18 protein-coding genes and 2 pseudogenes are annotated in these 21,980 nt (G+C 68.3%); 10 read left to right on the top strand and 10 right to left on the bottom strand.

The features are described 5' to 3' along the window. Nucleotides 1–2: 2 nt before the first annotated feature. Nucleotides 3–842 (top strand): aldo/keto reductase, encoded by an 840-nt coding sequence (locus AWB94_RS17175; RefSeq protein ID WP_062656357.1) that lies wholly within the window; start codon nt 3–5, stop codon nt 840–842. Here the strand turns inward: AWB94_RS17175 and AWB94_RS17170 are convergent. Then, nucleotides 839–2,293 carry a catalase gene (locus AWB94_RS17170; protein ID WP_062656356.1) on the bottom strand — a complete coding sequence of 485 codons (1,455 nt, stop codon included), beginning with the start codon at nt 2,291–2,293 and terminating at the stop codon, nt 839–841. The genes AWB94_RS17175 and AWB94_RS17170 overlap by 4 nt on opposite strands. Nucleotides 2,294–2,421: 128 nt before the next feature. Then, nucleotides 2,422–3,030 carry a TetR/AcrR family transcriptional regulator gene (locus AWB94_RS17165; RefSeq protein ID WP_234811766.1) on the bottom strand — a complete coding sequence of 203 codons (609 nt, stop codon included), beginning with the start codon at nt 3,028–3,030 and terminating at the stop codon, nt 2,422–2,424. Nucleotides 3,031–3,068: 38 nt separating this feature from the next. Between AWB94_RS17165 and AWB94_RS17160 the strand changes: the two genes are divergently transcribed. Together AWB94_RS17160 and AWB94_RS17155 are read left to right on the top strand one after the other, a co-directional pair. Next, nucleotides 3,069–6,245 carry an arabinosyltransferase domain-containing protein gene (locus AWB94_RS17160; protein WP_062656354.1) on the top strand — a complete coding sequence of 1,059 codons (3,177 nt, stop codon included), beginning with the start codon at nt 3,069–3,071 and terminating at the stop codon, nt 6,243–6,245. Between the two features lie 50 nt (nt 6,246–6,295). Next, nucleotides 6,296–7,987, top strand: a complete 1,692-nt coding sequence (locus AWB94_RS17155) for a serine/threonine-protein kinase (protein ID WP_085122462.1) — start codon at nt 6,296–6,298, stop codon at nt 7,985–7,987. Between the two features lie 4 nt (nt 7,988–7,991). Here AWB94_RS17155 and AWB94_RS17150 read toward each other — a convergent pair. Next, nucleotides 7,992–8,276: pseudogene (locus AWB94_RS17150) on the bottom strand (HNH endonuclease family protein); the annotation flags it as partial. A gap of 204 nt (nt 8,277–8,480) precedes the next feature. Between AWB94_RS17150 and AWB94_RS17145 the strand changes: the two are divergent. From AWB94_RS17145 to AWB94_RS17135, 3 genes are read left to right on the top strand one after another with little or no spacing between them, the layout of a single operon-like run. Beyond that, complete coding sequence (locus tag AWB94_RS17145) at nt 8,481–9,638, top strand: tyrosine-type recombinase/integrase (protein WP_062656352.1); 1,158 nt, start codon at nt 8,481–8,483, stop codon at nt 9,636–9,638. A 10-nt stretch (nt 9,639–9,648) separates the two neighbouring features. Then, nucleotides 9,649–11,796 carry a tyrosine-type recombinase/integrase gene (locus tag AWB94_RS17140; protein WP_062656351.1) on the top strand — a complete coding sequence of 716 codons (2,148 nt, stop codon included), beginning with the start codon at nt 9,649–9,651 and terminating at the stop codon, nt 11,794–11,796. An 18-nt stretch (nt 11,797–11,814) separates the two neighbouring features. Next, nucleotides 11,815–12,207, top strand: coding sequence for a DUF6262 family protein (locus AWB94_RS17135; RefSeq protein WP_062656350.1), 393 nt, complete (start codon nt 11,815–11,817; stop codon nt 12,205–12,207). 8 nt (nt 12,208–12,215) lie between these two features. On the opposite strand, the gene AWB94_RS17130 is transcribed toward AWB94_RS17135, so the two are convergent. The 4 genes and pseudogenes from AWB94_RS17130 to AWB94_RS17115 all read right to left on the bottom strand — a co-directional run bounded on the left by AWB94_RS17130 (nt 12,216) and on the right by AWB94_RS17115 (nt 17,267). Continuing rightward, the gene (locus AWB94_RS17130; RefSeq protein ID WP_062656606.1) at nt 12,216–12,926 is read right to left on the bottom strand and encodes an HNH endonuclease family protein; all 711 of its coding nucleotides are present in this window, start codon (nt 12,924–12,926) and stop codon (nt 12,216–12,218) included. Nucleotides 12,927–13,027: 101 nt separating this feature from the next. Further along, nucleotides 13,028–13,447, bottom strand: a pseudogene (locus AWB94_RS17125) (hypothetical protein); the annotation flags it as partial. Next, nucleotides 13,444–15,660, bottom strand: coding sequence for an ATP-dependent DNA helicase RecG (gene recG / locus AWB94_RS17120; RefSeq protein WP_062656349.1), 2,217 nt, complete (start codon nt 15,658–15,660; stop codon nt 13,444–13,446). The pseudogene AWB94_RS17125 and the gene recG, both read right to left, overlap by 4 nt. Before the next feature lie 2 nt (nt 15,661–15,662). Continuing rightward, nucleotides 15,663–17,267 carry a fatty acid kinase ATP-binding subunit FakA gene (locus tag AWB94_RS17115; protein WP_062656605.1) on the bottom strand — a complete coding sequence of 535 codons (1,605 nt, stop codon included), beginning with the start codon at nt 17,265–17,267 and terminating at the stop codon, nt 15,663–15,665. A gap of 210 nt (nt 17,268–17,477) precedes the next feature. Between AWB94_RS17115 and rpmB the strand changes: the two genes are divergently transcribed. Further along, entirely contained in the window at nt 17,478–17,672 is a 195-nt protein-coding gene (gene rpmB, locus AWB94_RS17110) for a 50S ribosomal protein L28 (protein WP_062656348.1), read from the top strand. Between the two features lie 76 nt (nt 17,673–17,748). Here rpmB and AWB94_RS17105 read toward each other — a convergent pair whose 3' ends face one another. Both AWB94_RS17105 and AWB94_RS17100 read right to left on the bottom strand, forming a co-directional pair. Further along, nucleotides 17,749–18,432 carry a uracil-DNA glycosylase gene (locus AWB94_RS17105; protein ID WP_062656347.1) on the bottom strand — a complete coding sequence of 228 codons (684 nt, stop codon included), beginning with the start codon at nt 18,430–18,432 and terminating at the stop codon, nt 17,749–17,751. A gap of 27 nt (nt 18,433–18,459) precedes the next feature. Then, the gene (locus AWB94_RS17100) at nt 18,460–19,410 is read right to left on the bottom strand and encodes a thiamine-phosphate kinase (RefSeq protein WP_062656346.1); all 951 of its coding nucleotides are present in this window, start codon (nt 19,408–19,410) and stop codon (nt 18,460–18,462) included. A 93-nt stretch (nt 19,411–19,503) separates the two neighbouring features. On the opposite strand from AWB94_RS17100, the gene AWB94_RS17095 reads away from it, so the two are divergent. The 3 genes from AWB94_RS17095 to AWB94_RS17085 are packed head-to-tail and all read left to right on the top strand — an operon-like array spanning nt 19,504 to nt 20,860. After that, the gene (locus AWB94_RS17095; protein ID WP_062656345.1) at nt 19,504–19,746 is read left to right on the top strand and encodes an Lrp/AsnC family transcriptional regulator; all 243 of its coding nucleotides are present in this window, start codon (nt 19,504–19,506) and stop codon (nt 19,744–19,746) included. A gap of 10 nt (nt 19,747–19,756) precedes the next feature. Then, a complete protein-coding gene (locus tag AWB94_RS17090) occupies nt 19,757–20,314 on the top strand; it encodes a DUF3515 domain-containing protein (protein ID WP_234811765.1) in 558 nt (185 codons plus the stop codon). 15 nt (nt 20,315–20,329) lie between these two features. After that, nucleotides 20,330–20,860, top strand: a complete 531-nt coding sequence (locus AWB94_RS17085; protein ID WP_062656344.1) for a hypothetical protein — start codon at nt 20,330–20,332, stop codon at nt 20,858–20,860. On the opposite strand, the gene AWB94_RS17080 is transcribed toward AWB94_RS17085, so the two are convergent. Further along, entirely contained in the window at nt 20,857–21,960 is a 1,104-nt protein-coding gene (locus AWB94_RS17080) for a D-alanine--D-alanine ligase family protein (protein ID WP_062656343.1), read from the bottom strand. The genes AWB94_RS17085 and AWB94_RS17080 overlap by 4 nt on opposite strands. Between the last annotated feature and the right edge of the window lie 20 nt (nt 21,961–21,980).

Raw genomic sequence — 21,980 nt, 5'->3', positions numbered from 1 at the left:
ACATGACCTCGGCCGCTGCAGTGCCCAACATCGGGCTCAGCGATGCAAACACGATCCCGGCGCTGGGCGTCGGTGTGGGAGAACTCTCCGACGCCGAAGCCGAGCGTGCGGTATCCGCCGCACTGGAAATCGGTGTGCGCCTTATCGATACCGCCGCGTCGTACGGCAACGAGGCGGGCGTGGGGCGGGCCATCGCGGCATCGGGTGTGCCGCGCGCCGAGATCTTCGTCACCACCAAGCTGGCCACCGCCGACCAGGGTTTCCAGTCCAGCCAGGACGCCGCCAAGGCCAGCCTGGAGCGTCTCGGCCTGGAATACCTGGACCTGTATCTCATCCACTGGCCCGGCGGGGACACCAGCAAGTACGTCGACAGCTGGGGCGGCCTGATGCGGCTGCAGGGCGAGAAGTTCACCAAGTCGATCGGGGTGTGCAACTTCGGCGCCGAGGAGCTGTCCACCATCATCGACCTGAGCTACGTCAGCCCGGTGATCAACCAAGTGGAGTTGCATCCGTTGCTCAACCAGGCTGCGCTGCGCGCGGTCCATGCCGAACGCAACATCGTCACCGAGGCCTACAGCCCGCTCGGGGTCGGCAAGCTGCTGGAGCATCCGGCCGTCACGGCCATCGCGGCCGAGTACGGCAAGACCCCGGCGCAGGTGCTCATCCGGTGGAGCCTGCAGCTGGGCAACGTGGTGATCCCCCGCTCGTCGTCGCCGGAGCGGATCGCACAGAACATCGATGTGTTCGATTTCGAGCTGACCGCCACGCACATGGACACCCTGGGCGCTCTCGATGACGGCACCCGGTACCGCCCCGACCCCGCCACCTACACCGGCAGCTAGCCCGGCTGGGGCCCGCCACGCACGCCCTCCTCGATCTTCTTGCCCAGATCGGGGTCGACGTTGCGCCAATATTCGAATACCCGTGACAGCACCGGCTCCTTGACGCCCTTGGAGACGTGTCCGACGATATTGTGCGCCAAGCGCTCCCGAGCCTCGTCGTCGAGCACCTCGCGCACCATCGTGCCGGCTTGACCCCAGTCGTCGTCGTCCGCGCGGAGCGCGTAAGCGGTGCGGACCATGTCGCCGTCGGCGGCCCAGTGCACCTCCGCGGTGCGTGCGGGGTCGGCGCCGGGACCACCCATCGAGTTCGGCACGTACACCGGATCGGTGACGTTGCGGATCCGCATCGCGCCGTCCTTGGAGTAGCTGTGCACCTCCACCTTCGGCGTGTTGACCGGGATCTGCTTGTAGTTCACCCCGAGCCGGTGCCGGTGCGCGTCGCTGTAGGAGAAGCCACGGGCCAACAGCATCTTGTCCGGGCTCAAACCGGTGCCGGGAACCAGGTTGTTCGGCTCGAAGGCGGCCTGCTCGATCTCGGCGTGATAGTCCGTGACGTTGCGGTTCAACGTCATTCGGCCCACCTCGTGGAGCGGGTAGTCGGAGTGCGGCCAGACCTTGGTCAGGTCGAAGGGATTGAACCGGTAGGTCTTGGCATCCTCGAACGGCATGATCTGCACCTGCAGGGTCCAGCTCGGGAAGTTGCCGCCCTCGATCGCGGTGAACAGATCGCGTTGATGGGCGTCGCCGTCGATGCCGGCCATCTCGTCGCCCTCCTCCTGGGTGAGGAACTCGATGCCCTGGTCGGTCTTGAAGTGGTACTTGACCCAGAACATCTCGCCGGCGGCGTTGAGCCAGCTGTAGGTGTGGCTGGAGTAGCCGTTCATGTGCCGCCACGACTTGGGGATGCCGCGGTCCCCCATCAGCCAGGTGACCTGGTGCGCGGACTCCGGCGACAACGTCCAGAAGTCCCACTGCATGTGGTGGTCGCGAAGGTTGCTCGACTGCAGGCGTTTCTGCGACCGGATGAAGTTCTGGAATTTCATCGGGTCCCGGACGAAGAACACCGGGGTGTTGTTGCCGACCATGTCGAAGTTACCCTCGGAGGTGTAGAACTTCAGCGCAAAGCCGCGCGGATCGCGCCAGGTGTCCGGGCTGCCGCGCTCACCGGCCACGGTGGAGAACCGGGCCACCATCTCGGTCTTGGTGCCGGGCTGCAGAAACGCCGCCCGGGTGAACGCGCTGACGTCGTGGGTCACCTCGAACGTGCCGAACGCGCCGCCCCCTTTGGCGTGCGGCTGGCGCTCCGCGATGCGCTCGCGGTTGAAGTTGGCCATCTGCTCGATCAGGTAGTGGTCTTGCAGCAGGATCGGCCCGTCCGGTCCGACGGTCAGGGAGTGTTCGAAGCTGGGAACCGGGGCACCGGCGTCGGTGGTCGCATACTTTTCGGTCATTCGTGTTTCCCTATCTCAAGCGGCGTTAGGCTGCGCCCCTCGGGGTACCCCGGATCGGCCGGTGCTATCCACAATCGGTCGGATCCATCCCGGACCGCCCGGTCGCGCCGCCCGCTGAGCGAACCGGTTCAGGTGCGCCCGAGGCCGGGCGCTGACGGGCCGAAGGGCGCCAGCAAGAACTCGTCGACGAAGCGGGCGAAGGTCTCGTCCACCACGGACGGGTCGTCGGCGGTGAAGAATTCGATGATGAATCCCTGGAACGCGGCCAGCGCGATGCGCGAGCGGGTTTCGGCCACGTGCGTGGGCATGCCCAGCGCCTCCAGCCGCGCTTGCGAATTACGCGTCAGCAGCGACAGCGTTTCCCAGGTGTAAGCCCGGTACGGGCTGTCGCGCCCGCACGCCGCCCCGAACACCTGCTCGACCACGCGCAGCGTATCCCTGCGCTCGCCGCGGGTGCAGGCGTGCCAATCCTCGAAGCACCATTGCCGGTGCGCCTCGATCGAGGTGGGCAGTTCCAGATCATCGGTCTCCGGAATGGCCGCACGTTGCCGACGATTGAGCACCTCGAGGATCAACTGCTCCTTGGTTCCGAAGTAGTACACCAACATTCGCGCACTGGTGCCCATCTCGGCGGCCAGTGTCCGCAGGCTGGTGTCGAGCACCCCGGTGCGCGCGAGGACCGCACCTGCGGCGGTAAGGAGTTCCTCGCGCTTCTCGTGGTCGGGTGCCCGCGACACGCTTGACTGTAACACTTGCTTCAACTAAACGTTGGACGATGGGTGGGCGGAGGATTCGGTGGGTGGCCCTGGTGGCCGTCGTGGCGGGGGTGATCGGCGCGCTGGCGAGCGCACTGGTGCCCGTGCTTCCGGTCCGTCAGACGACGGCGATGTTGAATTGGCCTCAGCACGAGCGGCTTTCGGATGTCACGGCGCCGTTGATCACCCTGACCCCGGTGGCGCTCACCGCGACGGTGCCGTGCGCGGTGATCCGTGACATGCCCGCGGCCGGAGGACTGGTGCTGAGCACCGCACCGGCCGAGGGCAGACGGGCGGGGCTCGACGGCATGTTCGTCACGGTGACGGGCGAACGCGTCGACGTGGTGGTCCGCAACGTGGTGGTGGCGGCCGTGCCACGAAAGTGGATGGCCGACCCGGCATGTCGACGCATCGAGATCACCTCGTCGGATCGTGGCACCTTCGCCGCCATCGCCGGACTGCCCGATCCGGCCGGTGGCGGTCCGTGGCGCAGCGGCTTCGCCGATCCGAATCTGCGTCCGCAGATCGTCGGGGTGTTCACCGATCTGCGGGGACCCGCACCGGCCGGGCTGTCCTTCTCGGCAACCATCGACACCCGCTACACCAGCGCACCGGCACCGATCAAGCGGGCCGCCATGGTGATCGGCATCGCCGCGACCGCCCTTGCGCTGCTGGCGTTGTGGCGGTTGGACCGGCGCGACGGCCGGCGGATGCGACGAGTTGTCCCGTTGCGCTGGCGTGGCTTCAGCGCGCCGGACGCGACCGTGATCGCGGTTTCGGTGTTCTGGTTCGTCGCCGGGGCGGGCTCCTCCGACGACGGCTATCAATTCGGCATGTCCAATGTGGCGGGCCAGGCCGGCTACATGTCGAACTACTTCCGCTGGTTCGGTAGCCCGGAAGACCCGTTCGGCTGGTACTACGACCTGATCGCCTACCTGACCCACGTGAGCCGCGCCAGCATGTGGTTGCGGCTGCCGGATCTGCTCTGCGCCCTGCTGTGCTGGGTGTTGTTGTCCCGCGAGGTGATTCCGCGCCTGGGCCCGGCCGTGCGGGCGAACCGCGCCGCACTGTGGGCCGCGGCGCTGGTCTTGCTGGCTGCCTGGATGCCCTTCAACAACGGACTGCGCCCCGAAGGTCAGATCGCCACCGGCGCGCTGATCACCTACGTCCTCATCGAACGCGCCATCGTGTCGGGCCGGCTCACCCCGGTCGCCCTGGCGATCGTGGTCGCCGCGTTCACCCTCGGCATCCAGCCCACCGGCCTGATCGCGGTGGCCGCGCTGCTCGCCGGCGGCCGGCCGATCCTGCGGATCATCACCCGGCGAGCGCGTGCGGTGGGGATGTGGCCGGTGCTGGCGCCCCTGGCGGCCGCCGGTCTGGTGGTGCTCACGGTGGTGTTCGCCGACCAGACGATTGCCACCGTGGCAGAAGCCACCCGGGTGCGCACCGCGATCGGGCCCAGCCAACCCTGGTACACCGAGAACCTGCGGTACTTCTACCTGATCCTGCCGACCACCGATGCCGCCATCGCACGCCGTTTCGGAATCCTCGTCACGATGGCATGCCTGTTCGCGTCGGCGCTGATATTCCTGCGGCGCAAGCGGATTCCCGGCATCGCCGGCGGGCCGGCGTGGCGGCTGATGGGCATCATCTTCGGAACGCTGTTCCTGCTCACCTTCACCCCGACGAAGTGGATCCACCACTTCGGCCTGTTCGCGGCCGTCGGCGCGGCGATGGCGGCGCTGGCCACCACCCTGCTCGGCCCGGCCGTGCTGCGGTCGGCGCGTAACCGGCTCGCGTTCCTGGCGACGGTCTTGCTGGTATTGGCATTGTGTTTCGCCTCCACCAACGGCTGGTGGTACGTGTCGAGTTACGGCGTGCCGTTCAACGACAGCGTTCCGCACCTCGGGCCGGTGACGGTCAGCGCCGTCCTGTTCGGGCTGTGCCTGGTCACAACAGTCTGCGCGGTCCTGTTCCACCTGCGGCGCTACCGTGAGCCGCGGCCGGTCCGCGTGCTGACCACCGCACCCGTACCGGTCGCCGCCGCCGTCATGGTCGTCGTGTGCGTGGGTTCGATGCTGGCCGGGGTCATCAGGCAGTATCCGACCTACTCGAACGGCTGGGCCAATGTGCGCGAACTCGCCGGTGGATGCGGCCTGGCCGACGACGTGCTGGTCGAACCGGACCCCAACACCGGTTTCCTGTCCCCGGTATCGGGCGGCGACGGTCCGCTCGGAGCACTCGGCGGCGACCACCCGATCGGGTTCAGCGCCAACGGGGTTCCGCCGCACACCCTTGCCGAGGCGGTGTGGCAGAGCCAACGCCTGGACGGCACCGACGCCGATTGGGCCGCGCCTACCGCCCTGGCCACTCCCGGTGTCAACGGCTCGTCGGTCCCGTTGCCGTACGGGCTCGACCCGGCGAAGGTCCCGGTGGTCGGCAGCTTCACCGCCGGGCCCGCGCAGCCCGCGACGGTGACGTCGGCCTGGTACGCACTTCCGCCCGCCGATCCCGCCCACCCCCTCGTGGTGGTCACCGCCGCGGGCACCATCACCGGCACCAGTGTGCGCAGCGGCCATACCACCGCCCAGTCCGTGACGCTCGAACTCGCCGGCGCCGACCCCTCGGGCCGTCCCGAGCCGCGCGGACGCCTGGAACCGTTCGACATCGGCCCGCAACCCTCATGGCGGAACCTGCGATTCCCGCGCGCCGCGATTCCCGCCGACATCCGCTACGTCCGGATCGTCGCCGACGACCGCTCCCTGGACCCGGGCGATTGGGTGGCCGTGACACCGCCCCGCATCCCCGAACTCCGCTCCGCCCAAGAGTTTCTGGGCAGCACCCAGCCGATCCTGCTGGACTGGGCCGTCGGATTGGTGTTCCCGTGCCAGCACCCCATGCTGCACGCCAACGGCGTCACCCAGGTACCCCGATATCGCATCTCGCCGGATTACCCGGCCAAGGTGGAGATGCCTGATACCTGGCAGTCCGGCGACAACGGTGGCCTGCTCGGGATCACCGATCTGTTGCTGCGCGCGCACGTGATGCCCACCTACCTGTCGCGGGACTGGGGTCGCGACTGGGGGTCCCTGCGCCGATTCGATCCCGTGGTCGAGGCCGGCGAGGCCGATATCACCCTCGGATCGCAGGTGCGCAGCGGGCTGTGGAGCCCCGGACGCATCCGGATCGGACCGTGACAGCTGAGCGATTGCTGGCAGCCCGGCCGATTGCCTCCTATCGTTAGCCCGTGGATGGAACGCCGTTCGGCCGGTATCGCCTGGTCAGGGTGCTGGGCCGGGGCGGTATGGGCGAGGTGTGGCAGGCCTTCGACACCACCATGAACCGGGTGGTCGCCCTGAAGGTGCTGCCGGCCAACCTCGCCGACGACGACACCTACCAGCGGCGCTTCCGCCGCGAGGCGCAGATGGCGGCCGGCCTGGACGAACCGCACATCGTGCCGATCCACGACTTCGGCGAGATCGACGGCCGGCTGTACGTCACCATGCGGCTGATCGACGGCAAGACCGTGCACGAACTGCTGCAGGACGGCCCGCTCTCGCCCCACCGCGCCGTGGCCATCGTCGAGCAGATCGCCGCGGCGCTCAACGCCGCGCACCGGGTCGGGCTGGTGCACCGCGACGTGAAACCGTCGAACATCCTGGTGACCGACGAGGACTTCGCCTACCTGATCGATTTCGGCATCGCCCGCACGGCCGGGGCCACCAAGCTCACCAGCACCGGCTCGACCATCGGCACGCTGGCGTACATGGCGCCCGAGCGGCTGTCCACCGACAGCTCGGATGCCCGCGCCGATATCTACGCCCTGACCTGTGTGCTGCACGAATGCCTGACCGGGATGCAGCCGTTCCCCGGCGACAGCATGGAACGCCAGGTCGCCGGCCATCTGAGCCTGCCGCCGCCGCGCCCGTCGACGCTGCGGCCCGGGGTGCCGCCCGGAATGGATCAGGTCGTCGCCACCGGGATGGCCAAGAACCCCGACCACCGCTACGCGACCACCAGGGATCTGGCCGCGGCCGCCCGCGCCGCCTTGACCGCACCCGCCGCGCCGGCGCCCGCCGCCCACGATCAACCGACCGCCGCGGGCAGTTGGCCGCCACCGCCCCCGGCGCCGGTCCCCTATCCGGCCACCCCGCCGATGTCGCACCAGCAGTGGCCCGCCGCGCCCGCGCCGGCCTGGCAACCCACCCCCACCACACAGCCGTGGTGGCGCGGGCCGGCGATCCTCATCCCGATCGGCCTGCTGGGCATGCTCGGCGTCGCCGCGGTGGCCGTCGTGCTGGTGCTCAACGCGCGGTCGCAGGATTCCGGCCGGCAGGTCGCCGCACCCACCGCCGGGTCGCGCACCTCCACGGTGGCGAGCTCCAAACCCACTGCCGCCCCGACGTATTCGTCCACCGTGCCCACCGCGACCCAGGCCGCCGACAAGCCGTCCCAGCTGCAGACCGCCGACGGGTTGGCCGCGCTACTGGACACCATCCGCGCAAAGTTCGCCGACACCATGGGCTTTCAGTTGGTGGTCTATCCCACCTACGCGGTCCTGGACCGGGTCGATCCCACCAACTCGCACGTCGAACACAGCTTCATGTACCGCGGCGGCAGTTGGCAGGAATGGGGTTCGGCGACCAGCACCAGTTCGTTCGACGTGCTCGCCGACCTCGGCGCCATCAACGTGCCCGGGGTGGCCGCCACGCTGGCCGATGCACCCCAGAAACTCGGCGCCCCGAACGGCAGCGAGGTGTATCTGATCGTGGAAGGGGCTTCCGGGGCGAGCGAAGCGACGGGGGAAGGCACAGGGGCGAGCGAAGCGACGGGGGAAGGCACAGGCGGTTTGGAGCTCGCGGTGCATTCGACGGCACCGGGTACCGGTTTCATGCAGGTCAATCCGGACGGCAGCATCAAGCAGGTCTTCCCGCCGTAACCCCTCAGCCCGCGGGGCAGGTGCCGGCCGCATCGCGCAGCACGGCCGCCGACGGCGCATCCACCGGTAGCCGGTAACCGCGCAGCACCGCGGCGAACTGCACCGCGTACTGACACCAGAACGCATGGTTGGGCGGCATCCACCGGGCGGGCTCGGCATCGCCCTTGTCCTGATTGGCCTGTCCCGCAACGGCGATCAGGTTGGCCGGGTCGTTGGCGAAGCGCAGCCGCTGCGGCTGCGGCCAGTCCCGGGCGCCCAGGTCCCAGGCCAACGCCAGCGGGACGATGTGGTATCCGTAACTGCTGTCCGGTGGCGCTGACATCTTCGACAACCTCTCTCTGGGGTGGTTTCCCGCTGTCAGCGGCATAGATATCTGGTGCTGTTCGGTGGTGTCAGCGACGTCTTCGACACGCCGCTGCGGTTCCCAGGGTTTGCCTGATGCGGGCGTAGCTTCGCATGCAGGGAGGCGGTTGCAATGGCAGCAACTCAGCGGGTGGAACTGGATGGTTCGAGCACGTGGACCGTTGTCTCGGAATCGCTGAGTGTCGTCGAGCCCGTCGAGGCATACCTGGAGTTCGGACGGCAACGCGGATTCCGGCCGAACACTGTCAAGGCCTATGCGCGGGGACTGGCGCAGTGGTGGACCTATCTCGAGCGCACGGGTAAACGCTGGAATGCGGTGCAAATCCATGACTTCGGCGCTTTCCTTACCGCAGTGCGTCACAACGAGTTCGATCCCGCTGTTCGGCAGTTGCATCCGGCGACTGCGGTGGCCGAAGCCACGGTGGCGCTGCGGTTGCGTGCGGTGATGGGCTTCTATCGCTATCACGCTGCGTCTGGTGTTGACGCTGCTCCGTTTCTCTACGAGCAGGGCCGCAGCCGTTCTGGGCGGTATCTGGCGTTTCTTGAGCATGTCGCCAGGCGCGGTGTGCGACAGCGGGTGGCAATCCGAGTTCGGGTGCCGCGCAATATCACTCCGATTCTCACTCCTAGCGAGATTGGCGCGCTGCTCGAAGCTGAGGCCACCTATTCGGTCGACTCGGGCCAGTGGGTCGGCGACGTGCGTTATCGACTGCTGTGGTCGCTGCTGGCCGAGACCGGCATGCGTATCGGTGAAGCGTTGTCGCTGCAGCACCGAGACTGGGGCACCGGCCTGGCCGCCACCGCGCAAGTGTCGATCGTCGACCGGCCACACCCACATGGTGTCGCGACGAAGTCCGGATCCCGGCGAGTACATGTCGGCAGCCGACTCGATCGGCTCTACGGCGATTACGTGTGGTGGCTGTGCGATCGCGGCGCCGACGTGACGATCGACGATTGGAACTCCAGCTACATCTTCTGCAACACCCGCCGCGCACCCCTGTACGGGCCGCTGCGCCCCGAAACGGTGTATGCGCACCTGCGGTCGGTCAAACGCCGGCTGCCGCAGATTCCGACCCGGCTGACGCCGCACTGGTTTCGCCATACCCATGCCACTGCACTGCTTCTGGCTGGCACGCCCCTGCACGTGGTCAGCCGCCGCCTCGGCCACGAAAGCGTGCAGACCACGATGAACACCTATGGGCACGTCACCGAAGACGCCGAATTGGCTGCGCTGGCGAACTGGCGTGAAGTCGTAGCCGGATGGGAGACCAATTCCGATGGTAGGTAGACGAATCCCCGTGGCGGCCGGGGCCACCGAGCCCAAGCGCCTGGACCAACGTGATCCTCGATTACCGGTGGCCGACATGTTCGACCCCCACATCGCTCGACAATTGTGGGAGTCGCTGCCGTCGGAGTGCCGCCAGGATCACTTCAACAAGAAAACGATGCCCGCGTGCTACCGAAATGCGGTGCCCGAGGTCAACGCAGGCGGCCAGTGGACGGCGTGTTACCTCAACTTCCGCGGCCTGCCTGACGCGATGACATGGGAGATCGCGTGGCTGATCCACCGCGAGATCGAGATGGGCCGCTTCGTCAATCCGAACACCTTCAACGCGACGACCCGCATCCTGCGACTCGCCACGACTGGCGGAACTAAACGCGGCCGAACCGTCAGGTCGCTGTTGCAGCTCACCCCCGAGGAATGGATGCGCGAGGCCCACGCCGCCCGGATGCGCGGGCATGAGCAGGGCGAGAGCAACGACCGCATCGCCCTGGCGCGGATCGGGCAACTCCAGGATGTGCTGGTCTACCCCTATCATCAAGGCCCGTGGTGGCAGCTCAATGTGTGGAATCCCTTGCTGGACACCCGCATACCACTCCGCGAGCACGAGCCGATGGGAGCCAACACCGCTAGTTTCACTCGGCTGAGCAGTGATTGGCTGCGCGAAGCCGCCAAACTGTGGCTGTCGGCGAACCTGTCCACCGGCCGGTACTCGTGGAGCACCATCAAATCGCGACTGGATGCCCTGAAATGGTTGCAACGCCATATCGACCAACGCGGGGATGAAGGCCCGTGCCTGACCGCCGACCCACACGCCCTGCGCCCGTTTATCCGCGGGTTCTGCGACATGATGGCCACCCACCGCATCAAGATCGGCAAGAACACCGGCCAACTGCTGGGCAAGAACCCCCGCCGCCACGTGATGGTCGCGATCGAGCAGTTCTACCGATGGATGTACGACCACCGCGACGAGGCCGCCGCCACACTGAACATGCCGCAATGGGCCGCGCTTCGTCCCGAGCACTGTGTGCTGTTTCGGCCCGAAGACAAACCCCGCCTGACCAACAAACGCACCGGTGACGCCATGGTCCTCGACGAGGACGTGATGCGGCGCATCGCCGAAGGATGCGATGTGCTGGCTCGCCCCCGCTCCGAGGGCGGGCTGGGCGACATCCAGGCCTTGCACGCCCTGATGTTGCTGATGCGCACCGGTCGCCGGATGAACGAAGTGCTGATGATGGACTTCGAGCCGCTCGAAGCGTTCCACCGAAGCACCCGTGAGAGCAACACTGCCGACGCCGGGGAGGCGTTCGTCGCCCGAATGCGCTATCAGCAGACCAAGATCGAATCGTCCACCCCGGCATCGATTCCCGTCGACGCTGAGATCGTCGCGATCATCAAAGCGCAGCAGGAGTTCGCCAAAGCGTTCCTGGTTGCCGCCGGAGAGCCCGACCGCACCCCGAAGTACCTGTTCCTGCGGACCACCAGGAACCGGCTTGGCACCAGCCCATACCCGGCCGCCACCCTGCATCTGCACCTGGGTGAACTCACCGAAGCCCTGGCCATCACCGACTCGGCCGGGCGGCCCGTGGCGATCAGCCAGACTCACCGGTTCCGTCACACCGCCGCAACCAACCTGCTCAATGCCGGGGTCCCATTGCATGTCGTGATGCGCTACTTCGGCCACGTCAGTCCCGAGATGACGCTGCACTACGCGATCACGTTGTCCCAGACCATGGAAGAGGAATTCCTCAAGTACAAGAAAGTCACCCGCGATGGCCGCACTGCCGACATCGACCCCAACGACCTCTACGACCTGCTGCACATCGATAAACGCGCAGATCGCGTCCTGCCCAACGGATGGTGCACCCTGCCGCCCAAGCAGCTGTGCGACAAAGGAAACGCTTGCTTGAGTTGCTCGGTGTTCGTCACCGACGCCAGCCATACCAGCGAATTGCGACGACAACTCGACTCCACCGAACGCCTCGTCACATCCCGCCAGAATGCATTCACCGCCAAGTACGGCACCCCGATGGGTGAGGACAACATCTGGCTCAAAGGCCGACGCGACGAGATCGCATCGCTGAACCGCATCTTGCTGTCCCTCACCGACGTCACCGACCACGCCATCCGCGGCGCCGGTGTCAACGCACAGACCATGTAGAAGGGACCCCCCACAGTCATGCCCCAGCACCTGCGCGACGCCGCCCACCGACGACACGAACACAGCCTGCAGCGAGCAACCGAAGCACTGACCGCCCTCTCGGCCGCCGGCGCACCCATCACCTTCGCCAGCGTCGCACGCAAAGCAGGCATCTCGACAGATTTCCTCTACCGCCAACCCGAACTGCGCATCAAAATCCAGCAGATGCGTACCCAGGCGCACACGCCCAGCACCGCAACCGCCGACGAGGCCGCTACGACCGGACCCTCCGCACCGGTGCGGGCGCTGTCGGCTCAGCTCAAAGACCTTCGACGCCGATACACCACCGACACCACCGCGCTGCGCCAGGCCCTTGCAGTAGCCCAAGGTGAAAACCTCGCCCTGCGCCGCAAACTCGCGGCCTACGAATAAGTCCTTCATCAGCTGCTCGGGCATGTTGCTGCCGCTTCGCGCAAGACAGGCACCGACGGCTCATCGACAGCAAGCCCATAGCCCCGCATCACCGCGATGAACTGCATCGCGTACTGGCAGTGGAACGCCGCATTGGGGGGCATCCACAACGCCGGCTCGTCGTCACCCTTATCCTGATTCGCCTGCCCCTGAACCGCGAGGAGATTCGCCGGATCATTGGCGAACCGGACACGCAGCGATTCCGGCCATGCCCACGCACCCTGGTCCCAGGAATAGGCCAACGGCACGATGTGCTCGATCTGAATAGCCGCGCCAGTCTTGTTGCCGCGCTGAAAGTTTACCGTCGTACTCGTATACGGATCATGCAAGACACCTGTAGCAACAGCACGCGGACACCGGCTGATCGCCACATACGTCTTCTCGATCAGATCGCGATCAAGGATGTCGTTCCTCGTATCGCATTGGTTATGCCCGCCAGGAGCATCGGTGTCATCGGTCCAAGCCTCCCCGAAGGCCGCACGGCGATAGTCCCCGTGGCGGACACGGGCGGGCACCACCGGGACTCCGGAAAGAACATCAACCCCCGCAGTCACCGTCGGCAGATCCGCCTCGGCCACCAACATCGATGGCCCTCCGGCCGCCGACATCACCGTCTGCACGGCCACGACAACCGCCAGAACCGCAGCCGCGCCCAACCCGATCAACCTGCGTCGCCCCATCACAGCACCACCGGTCCCACAACACGCTTGGTGGCTGTCAGCGGCATGTCATCGACCCTATGAGCTGCGCAAACACTCGCCGTTATTGTGGGAGCCCCGGATAAGATGTGGTCGATCTGCACCGCCGCGCCAACCTGGTTGCCGCGCACGAACGCGACGGTGGCATCGGTGTACGGGTCGTGCAGCACCCCGGTGGCCACCGCCGTCGGGCAGCGGGTGATCGCCACGTAGGTTTTGTCGACCAGGTCGCGATCGAGGATGTCGTTTCGCGTATCGCAGCCGTTGTGGCCACCGGGGGCGCCGTTGTCGTCATCCCATGCGCCGCCGAACGCGGCCCGCCGGTAGTCGTGCCCGCGCACCCGGGCCGGGATCTCCGGAATCCCGGCCAGCACGTCGACGCCCGCGGCCACCGTGGGGATGTCGGCCCGTGCGAGGCGCTCGCCGTCAGATTGCGTGAGTACCTGCACGGCGACGATGACCGCCAACACCACCCCCGCGGCCAGCGGCCCCCACCGCTTCACGACATGTCCAGGTACTGCACGCGTTCGGTGTCGGTGAACTGTGCGGCCAGCACGTCCAGCCCCGGCCGGCGCGGATTGGCCTCATAGGCGGTCTGACAGAACTCGCGGGCCTCTTCGATGAGGTGCCGATGATCGGCCAGCGACAGGAAATGCAGGGTCATCCGGCGGCCGGATTGGCTGTAGCCCAACACATCTCCCTCGCGGCGTTCCTGCAGATCCAGGTCGGCCAACGCGAAACCGTCGAGGGTGCCGGCCACGGCCTTCAACCGCTCGCCGGCCTTGCTCGACTCATGGGTCCGCGACACCAGCAGGCACAGGCTGGGATGCTCGCCGCGGCCGATGCGTCCACGCAGCTGGTGCAGCTGGCTGATCCCGAACCGCTCGGCATCCATCACCACCATCACGGTGGCGTTGGGCACGTCGACACCGACCTCGATGACGGTGGTGCAGACCAGCACGTCGATCTCGCCGGCCCGGAAGGCGCTCATCACGGCGTCCTTTTCCTCGGCGGGCAACCGGCCGTGCATCAGGCCGAGCCGCAGGTCCGACAGCGGACCGCTGCGCAGGAAGTCGAGCAGCTGCAGCACCGTGATGGGCGGTGGACCCTGTTCGTTGGCCGATTTTTCGGTCTCGTCGATACGCGAGGCCACCACATACGCCTGCCGGCCGGCGGCCACCTCTTCGCGGATCCGGGCCCACACCCGGTCCAACCAGGCCGGTTTGTCCTTGGTGAACACGGCATTGGTGACGATGGGCTGACGACCCCGCGGCAGCTCCCGCAGTGTCGAGGTCTCCAGGTCACCGAACACCGTCAGCGCGATGGTCCGCGGGATGGGGGTGGCCGTCATGACCAGCAGGTGCGGGGTGATGCCGCCGGTTGCCTTGGCCCGCAACCGGTCCCGCTGCTCCACCCCGAATCGGTGTTGCTCGTCGACGACCACCATGCCGAGCTGGCGAAACTCCACCGACTCCTGGATGAGCGCGTGCGTGCCGATGACGATACCCGCTGCGCCGGAGGCGATCTCGTCTCGCACCTGGCGCTTCTGTTGCGGCGACATCGATCCGGTGAGCAACGCCACCCGGGTGGCGCCGTCGGGCGCGCCGAGTTCCCCCGCGGTGGCCAGCGGGCCGAGCACCGACCGCACGGACCGGGCGTGCTGGGCAGCCAGCACCTCGGTGGGCGCCAACAGCGCGCATTGGAAACCGGCATCCACCATCTGCATCATGGCCAGCACCGAGACGATGGTCTTGCCGGAACCGACCTCACCCTGCAGCATCCGGTTCATCGGCCGGGTACCCGCCAGGTCGGCGGAGATGACGTCGAGCACCTCCCGCTGCCCCGCGGTGAGCTCGAACGGCAGCTGCCGCAACAGGGCCGCGGTCAGGCCGTCGTCGCGGCGCGGCGCAGCCGGGCCGGTCTCGCCCAGTTCGCTGTAGCGCCGCGACACCAGCGCCCACTGCAGGCCGACGGCTTCGTCGACCGCCAACCGCTCCTGTGCCCGTGCCCGCTCCACCGAGTTCTGCGCCAGGTGGACGGCCCGCAACGCCTGATCCTCGGAAATCAGATTCCATTGCTGCACAATGTCTTCCGGAAGCACCTCGGGTACCGGATCCAGCACCGCGAGCACCTGCCGCACACACCCGTACACGTCCCAGCTCTGCACCTTGGCCGTCGCCGGATAGATGGGGAAGAACTCCCGGTCGAAGGCCGCCAATGGATCCTCGGTGCCGGAGGACTCGGCGATCGCCTTCAGCGACTTGGTACCGATGGTGCGGCCGCTCGGGGATTCGAGCACCAGGAACGCCGGATGGTCCAGCTGCACGGCCTGCCGGAAGAACTTGACCTCGCCCGACATCATCAGCCGGGTGCCCTTCACCAGATCTTTCATCAGGTAGTCGGCATTGAAGAAGGTGGCCGTCACCTCGGGCCTGCGGTTGCCGAGCGTGACCCGCAGGTACATCCGCTGGCGCTTACCGGGTTGGCGCCGCATCGGTTTGGCCACCGTGTCGGTGATGACGTCGACCAGCGTGACGTGATCGCCCTCCGTGAGTTCGAGGTCCTCGCCCTCACCGCTGACCGAGATGCCGTCGCTGTACTTGCGCGGGAAGTGCCGCAGCAGGTCGTTGACGGTCTGCAGACCGAACGCCTCCTCCAACTTGGCGGCGGCCTTCGCCCCCAGCACGTTGACCAAGCGATCTCCGAGCGCGACCACGCCTATTCCACTCCGATCAGCAGTGCGTCCCCGTCATGGCCGGTGCGATAACACGTCACCTCGATACCCAGATGCCGCGCGTGCACGTGCTTGCGCAGTTGGTCACCGACGGTCTCGTCGACTCCCGCGGCCATCAGGACAGTCACCAGCTCACCGCCGGACACCAACAACAGGTCCACCAAACCCGCTGCGGCAGTGGCGATATCGTGCGCGACGATCAGTACCTCGTCACCGGTGATCCCCAGTCCGTCACCGGCTTTGCACGCACCCGCCCACGTCAGCGCCGACTCGGCGGCCACCCGCACCGACCCGTGCCGGGTGGCGGCGGCGGCACGCGCCATGGTGTAGCCGTCGTCGACGGTCTGGCGGCCGGCGTCGTGCACCGCCAGCGCGGCCAGCCCCTGCACCATCGACGCCGCCGGGACCGGGACCACGTCGATACCCCATCCGGTCGCCGCGGTGCAGCCGGCGACCAGTTCCTCGGCGGCGATGTAGCCGTTGGGCAGCAGCATCACCTGCGCAGCATCCGCCTCGACCAGTGCTCGCAGCAACTGCTGGGCGGTGATCGGGGTTGCACCGGCCCGCAGCACGCGGGCACCCTCACCGGCGAACAACTCCGCCGCGCCGTCGCCGTCGACCACCGCGAGCACGGCACGGTCCCGGGTCCGGTGCGCGTTCGGGTGCGCGCCGGACAGCGCGGTGATCTGGATCCGGCTCAGCGACCCGACCGACAGCCCCGCCTCGACGGCGCCGCCCGCATCATCGGTGTGCACGTGCACCGAGAACCGCCCGGCGCCGGCCTCGCCGATGGCCACCGAATCACCGAGGCCGTCCAGCAGCCTGCGCAACCGCCGGGCACCGTCCTGACGGCAGTCGCTGAGTAGATACATGACCTCGAACTGCGGCGTGGCGGCGGTGGTCGCCGTCTCGGCCTGACCGGCCGCCGGTTGGTAGCTCTGCCGTCGCGGCGCGGCGCCGGTCAAGGTCGCCGTCATGGCGTCGAGCAGCACCAGCAGGCCCCGCCCACCGGCGTCCACCACGCCCGCCTCGGCCAGCACGTCGAGTTGATCGGTGGTCCGCGCCAGCGCGGCCGCCGCCGCCTCACCCGCCGCACCCACCACGCCGGCCAGATCGGTGCCCGCGGTCGCGCCCACCTCGGCTGCCTCGGCGGCGGCCTGCAGCACCGACACGATGGTGCCGGGCACCGCCTCCCCCATGGACGCCACGACCAGCCCCTCGGCGCGGCGCAGGGCCTCGGCCAGCACCGGCCCGTCGATCTCGGCCAGGCCGCGCCCGGCGGTGACCTCGGCCAGCCCGCGCAGGATCTGGGACAGAATCACCCCGGAATTGCCGCGGGCGCCGTGCAGGGCGCCTTCGGCCAGCGCGGCCGCCACCCCGGCCACCCCGGCCGCGGCGTCGTCACCGGCACGGTCATCGGCCCACACCACGGCCGAACGCATGGTGAACAGCATGTTGGTGCCGGTGTCGGAATCCGCCACCGGGAAGACGTTGAGGCGGTTGATCTCGTCGGTGTGGGTGATCAGGTGCCCGACGGCGTCGTGCGCCCAGCCGCGCAGGCCGGGAGCGTCGAGCCGAGCCCCCGAAATCTCGGACACATCACTCCTCACCTGACCGCACCGGACCGCGTCAGCCTAGCCATCGCGCCCGACAATCCGGTGCGCCGATGCACAGGTTGGGGACCGTTTTGGTGATCTACCGGCCCGGCCGGTATCCTGGTCAGGTTGTCGGGTCAGCTCGCGACGCCATTTGCGGCGCAGCATCCAGACCCCCAAGTACTGATACGAGGAGTTCTAGGTATGGCTGCCGTGTGCGATATCTGCGCTAAGGGCCCCGGCTTCGGCAAGTCGGTGTCGCACTCTCACCGTCGGACCAACCGTCGCTGGGATCCGAACATCCAGACCGTGCGCGCCGTTGCCCGCCCCGGCGGCAACAAGCAGCGCCTCAACGTCTGCACCTCCTGCCTCAAGGCGGGCAAGGTCACCCGCGGCTGACCTTCAAGCCGCACGTCGTGCCGATAGGCCGGTGGACTTCGGTCCCCCGGCCTATTTGTGTTTGATCGTCACGTTGTCAGGGCAGCCGCCAGTCGATCGGCTCGGCCCCCATCTTCTCCAGCAGTTCGTTGGTCCGGCTGAACGGCCGCGACCCGAAGAATCCGCGCGACGCCGACAGCGGCGACGGGTGCACCGATTCGATCACCGCGCACCCGCCCTCGGCCAGCATCGGCTTGAGGGTGGCCGCATCGCGACCCCACAGCACCGCCACCAACGGCTGCGGCCGGGCCACCAACGCCCGGATCGCCCGCTCGGTGACCGCCTCCCAGCCCTTGCCGCGATGTGAGGCGGGGCTGCCCGGGCGCACCGTGAGCACCCTGTTGAGCAGCATCACGCCGCGCTGTGCCCATGGCGTCAGGTCACCGGTTGCCGGCACGGGGTAACCCAGGTCGGTGCTGTACTCGTTGAAGATGTTGCCCAGGCTGCGCGGCACCGGCCGGACATCGGGCGCCACCGAGAAGCTCAGCCCGACGGCATGCCCCGGCGTCGGGTACGGATCCTGGCCGACGATCAGTACCCGCACCGCCTCGAACGGGAACGTGAAGGCCCGCAAGACGTTCTCACCGGCAGGCAGGTAGCGGTGCCCGGCCGCCAGCTCTTCGCGCAGGAACTCCCCCAGCCGCGCAACCTGAGGGGCCACCGGCTCGAGCGCGCGCGCCCAGCCCGGCTCGACGAGTTCAGTCAGAGGGCGTGGTGTCACGAGCGCCAAAACTAGCGTGCCCGGCGCTCAGAACGACTGCCAGCCCGCGCTTCCCCGCCACGGCCGACCGTCCAGCCGCACACCCGCCGGCCCGTCCAGCACCCGCCCGATGGTGCGCCAGCCCAGCGGCGGCGCTCCGGCGAAGGTCGCCACCAGAGCGTGGTCCTCACCTCCGCCCAGCACCCAGTCCCAGGCGTCGGCACCCGTGGCGGCGGCCACCGGGTCCAGCACGTCATGGTCAGGGCCCAGCAGCTCGGCGGACAGGTCGATCAGTACCCCGGACGCCGCGGCGATATGACCGAGGTCGGCCGCCAGGCCGTCGGACACGTCGGTCATCGAACTGGCGCCGGCGCGGGCCGCGGCGGGGCCCTGCCCGTACGGCGGGGTGGGCACCAGGTGCCGACGCCGCAGGTCGTCGTACTCTCCGATTCCGTTGAGCCACAAGGTGTACCCGGCTGCCGAGCGGCCCAGCTCGCCGGCCACCGCCACGATGTCGCCTGGCCGGGCGGTATCGCGGCGGACGGGTGCGCGGCCACCGAGGTCACCGAGCACCGTCACCGAGATCACCCACAGCGGCGCGCTGACCAGATCGCCGCCGACGATCCCGGCGCCGAATAGGGCCGCCTCCGTCCACATCCCGTCGCTCAGCGCGATCGCGGCCGCCGCGGGCGTGTCCTTGGGCGCCCCGAAAGCCACCACGAACGCCGTCGCCGTGGCCCCCATCGCCTCGACATCGGCGGCGTTCTGCGCGATCGCCTTGCGGCCGATGTCATGCGGGGTGGACCAGTCCAGCCGAAAATGTCGATCCTGCACCAGCATGTCGCTGGACACCGCCGTCCGTCCGTCGGCGGCGAGCACGACGGCGGCGTCGTCACCCGGCCCGAGTACGACGGTCGGTGGTTGCACCCGCCCCGCGGTGATCCGGTCGATGACGGTGAATTCCCCGAGCTGGGCGAGCGTGAACTCACTGTCCGTCATCTCACCTGCCTCCACCTCGAACAGTCACGCGACCTGCGGTACGTTTGGGCCCTGCGGCGCCGAGTCTATGTAGTGAAATGGAGGGCACACCCGGTGGTGGAGGCTTTCATGCTGATTCAAACCGAGGTGGGCCGCGCCGAGGTCGTCGCCAAACAACTCGCCGGGCTGCCCGGAGTGCGCTCGGCCGAGTACGTCACGGGCCCGTATGACGTGGTCGCCCGGATCGGCGCGGAGTCCCTGACCGAACTGCACGACACCGTCGCCGCCGGCGTCCAGCAGGTCCCCGGAATCACCCGCACGCTGACCTGTCCGATCGCCGACGGGGCCGCCCCATAGAGTTGCGCAGGTGCCCGAGCCCGATATTCACGCCGATGTTCATGACGGTCCACCACGGGGCCTGATCATCGCGGCGGCCGGTGTCGCGCTGGCCGCGGTGATCGTCCTGCTGACCCTGGCGGCGATCCGGCAGAGCGATCCGGCGCCGCATCCGGTCGCCATCGCCGGGGCGCCCGCACCCGCCGCGGACAGTCCGCAGTGTGCCGCACTGCTGGCCAGCCTGCCCGACCAGCTCGGGGACTACCACCGCGCGGTTGCCGCCGAGCCGGTGCCTGCCGGGGCCGCGGCGTGGCAGCGGACCGATCCGAATGCCGATCCGGTGATCCTGCGCTGCGGGCTGGACCGACCCGGCGGTTTCATGGTCGGGGCGCCGTTGCAGGTGGTCGACGAGGTCAGTTGGTTCGAGGTCAAGGGCGACGGCGCGAGCACCTGGTTCGCCGTCGACCGCGGCATCTACGTGGCCCTCACGCTGCCGCAAGGGTCGGGCCCCAGCCCGATTCAGGTGATGTCGCGGACCATCGCGCAGGTGATGCCGGCGCAGCCCCTATCGCCCGCTCCGCCTTCCTGAGGCACTATAGGAGAGATGCGACTCAGCAAACTCACGGCCGCCACGGCGGGAACCGCCGCCATCGCCGCCGCGTTCCTGGTGCAAGCGCTGCCGGGCGACGGCCCGCTACCCCACGCCACCGATGCGGTGGTGCTCATGTCGGGCACGCCCACCGCGCCGGCGCCCGGTACGGTCGCGGCCAGAGGTGCCGCGGCTGCGCGCTGGCAGAGCACCACCCAGAGCGCGCTGAAGCGGCTGAACATCGCGTTGGCCGACTTCCAGACCGCGATGGACGCCCAGAACTTCCCGAACATGCGCGACGCGTGTGGTCGGGTCGGCAGTGTCGGGCACTCCATCCAGAAGACACTGCCGGCACCGGTGGACGGTGTCACGGCGCCGATGAGTTCGGCGGCGGCCAGTTTCATCGAGGCCGGGACGCACTGCGACGCCCTTAACCCGGACGGGGATCGCGGCGCGCTCAACACCGTGGTGTCCGCCATCCAGTCCGGGATGGGCGACATCCGCACCGCCCAGGCCGCGCTCGCGGCGGCCAGCCCGAAGAACTAACGCAGGCCGGTGCCGCGGGCCACGGCCGTGTCCACCATCGCCGCCAGCAGGGTGGGATAGTCCACGCCGCTGGCCGCCCACATCCGCGGGTACATCGAGATGGTGGTGAAACCCGGCATGGTGTTGATCTCGTTGATCACCGGGCCCTGCTCGGTGAGGAAGAAGTCCACCCGGGCCAGCCCCTGACAGTCGATGGCCCTGAACGCCCGGATCGAGAGCGCCCGGATCTCCTCGGCGACGTCGTCGTCGACCTTGGCGGGCACGTCGAGCTCGGCGGCGTCCTCCAGGTATTTGGTGGCGAAATCGTAGAACCCGTCGTCCCGGCCGCGCACCCCGGCGACCCGGATCTCGCCGACCGTGCTGGCCTCGACGCGGCCGTCGGGAAACTCCAGCACGCCGCATTCCAGCTCGCGGCCCGGCACCGCCGCCTCGACGATCACCTTGGGGTCGTGTTTGCGGGCCTGCGCGATCGCGGCCGGCAACTGATCCCACGCCGTCACCCGGCTCACGCCGATGGACGATCCCCCACGGGCGGGTTTGACGAAGACCGGCAAGCCCAGGCGCTCACGGTCCTCCAGCTCCACCGTTGCGTGCTGGGCGCGCAACACCACCTGGTCCCCGATCGGCAGCCCGTCGGCAGCGAGCAGCTTCTTGGTGAACTCCTTGTCCATGCCCGCGGCGCTGGCCAGCACCCCGGCCCCGACATAGGGCACGCCGGCCAGCTCGAGCAGTCCCTGGATGGTGCCGTCCTCCCCGTACGGGCCGTGCAGCACCGGGAACACCACGTCGACGGTGGCCAGTATGTCGCCGGCGGCCTCGCCGAGCGAGAGCAGCTGACCGCTGCGGTGCGGATCGGCGGGCAGCGCCAGCGCCGTGCCGGAGGCACCGGTCACCTCGGGTAGCCGGCCGTCGGTGATGGCCAGGGTGTCCGGGCTCCCGTCGGTGAGCACCCAGGATCCTTCGGGCGTGATGCCGACGGCGACCACCTCGAACCGCTCCGGATCGAGATTGCGCAGGATACTGCCTGCTGAGACACACGAGATCGCGTGCTCAGAGCTGCGTCCGCCGTAGACGACGGCGACGCGGATACGGGCACTCACAATCAGGAGACGTTACCGGC

Source organism: Mycolicibacterium canariasense, from assembly GCF_002101555.1.
In the GTDB taxonomy this organism is placed as follows: Bacteria; Actinomycetota; Actinomycetes; order Mycobacteriales; family Mycobacteriaceae; genus Mycobacterium; species Mycobacterium canariasense.
Note: the sequence above shows the minus strand (reverse complement) of the source record. Positions and strands in the feature narration are given on the sequence as shown.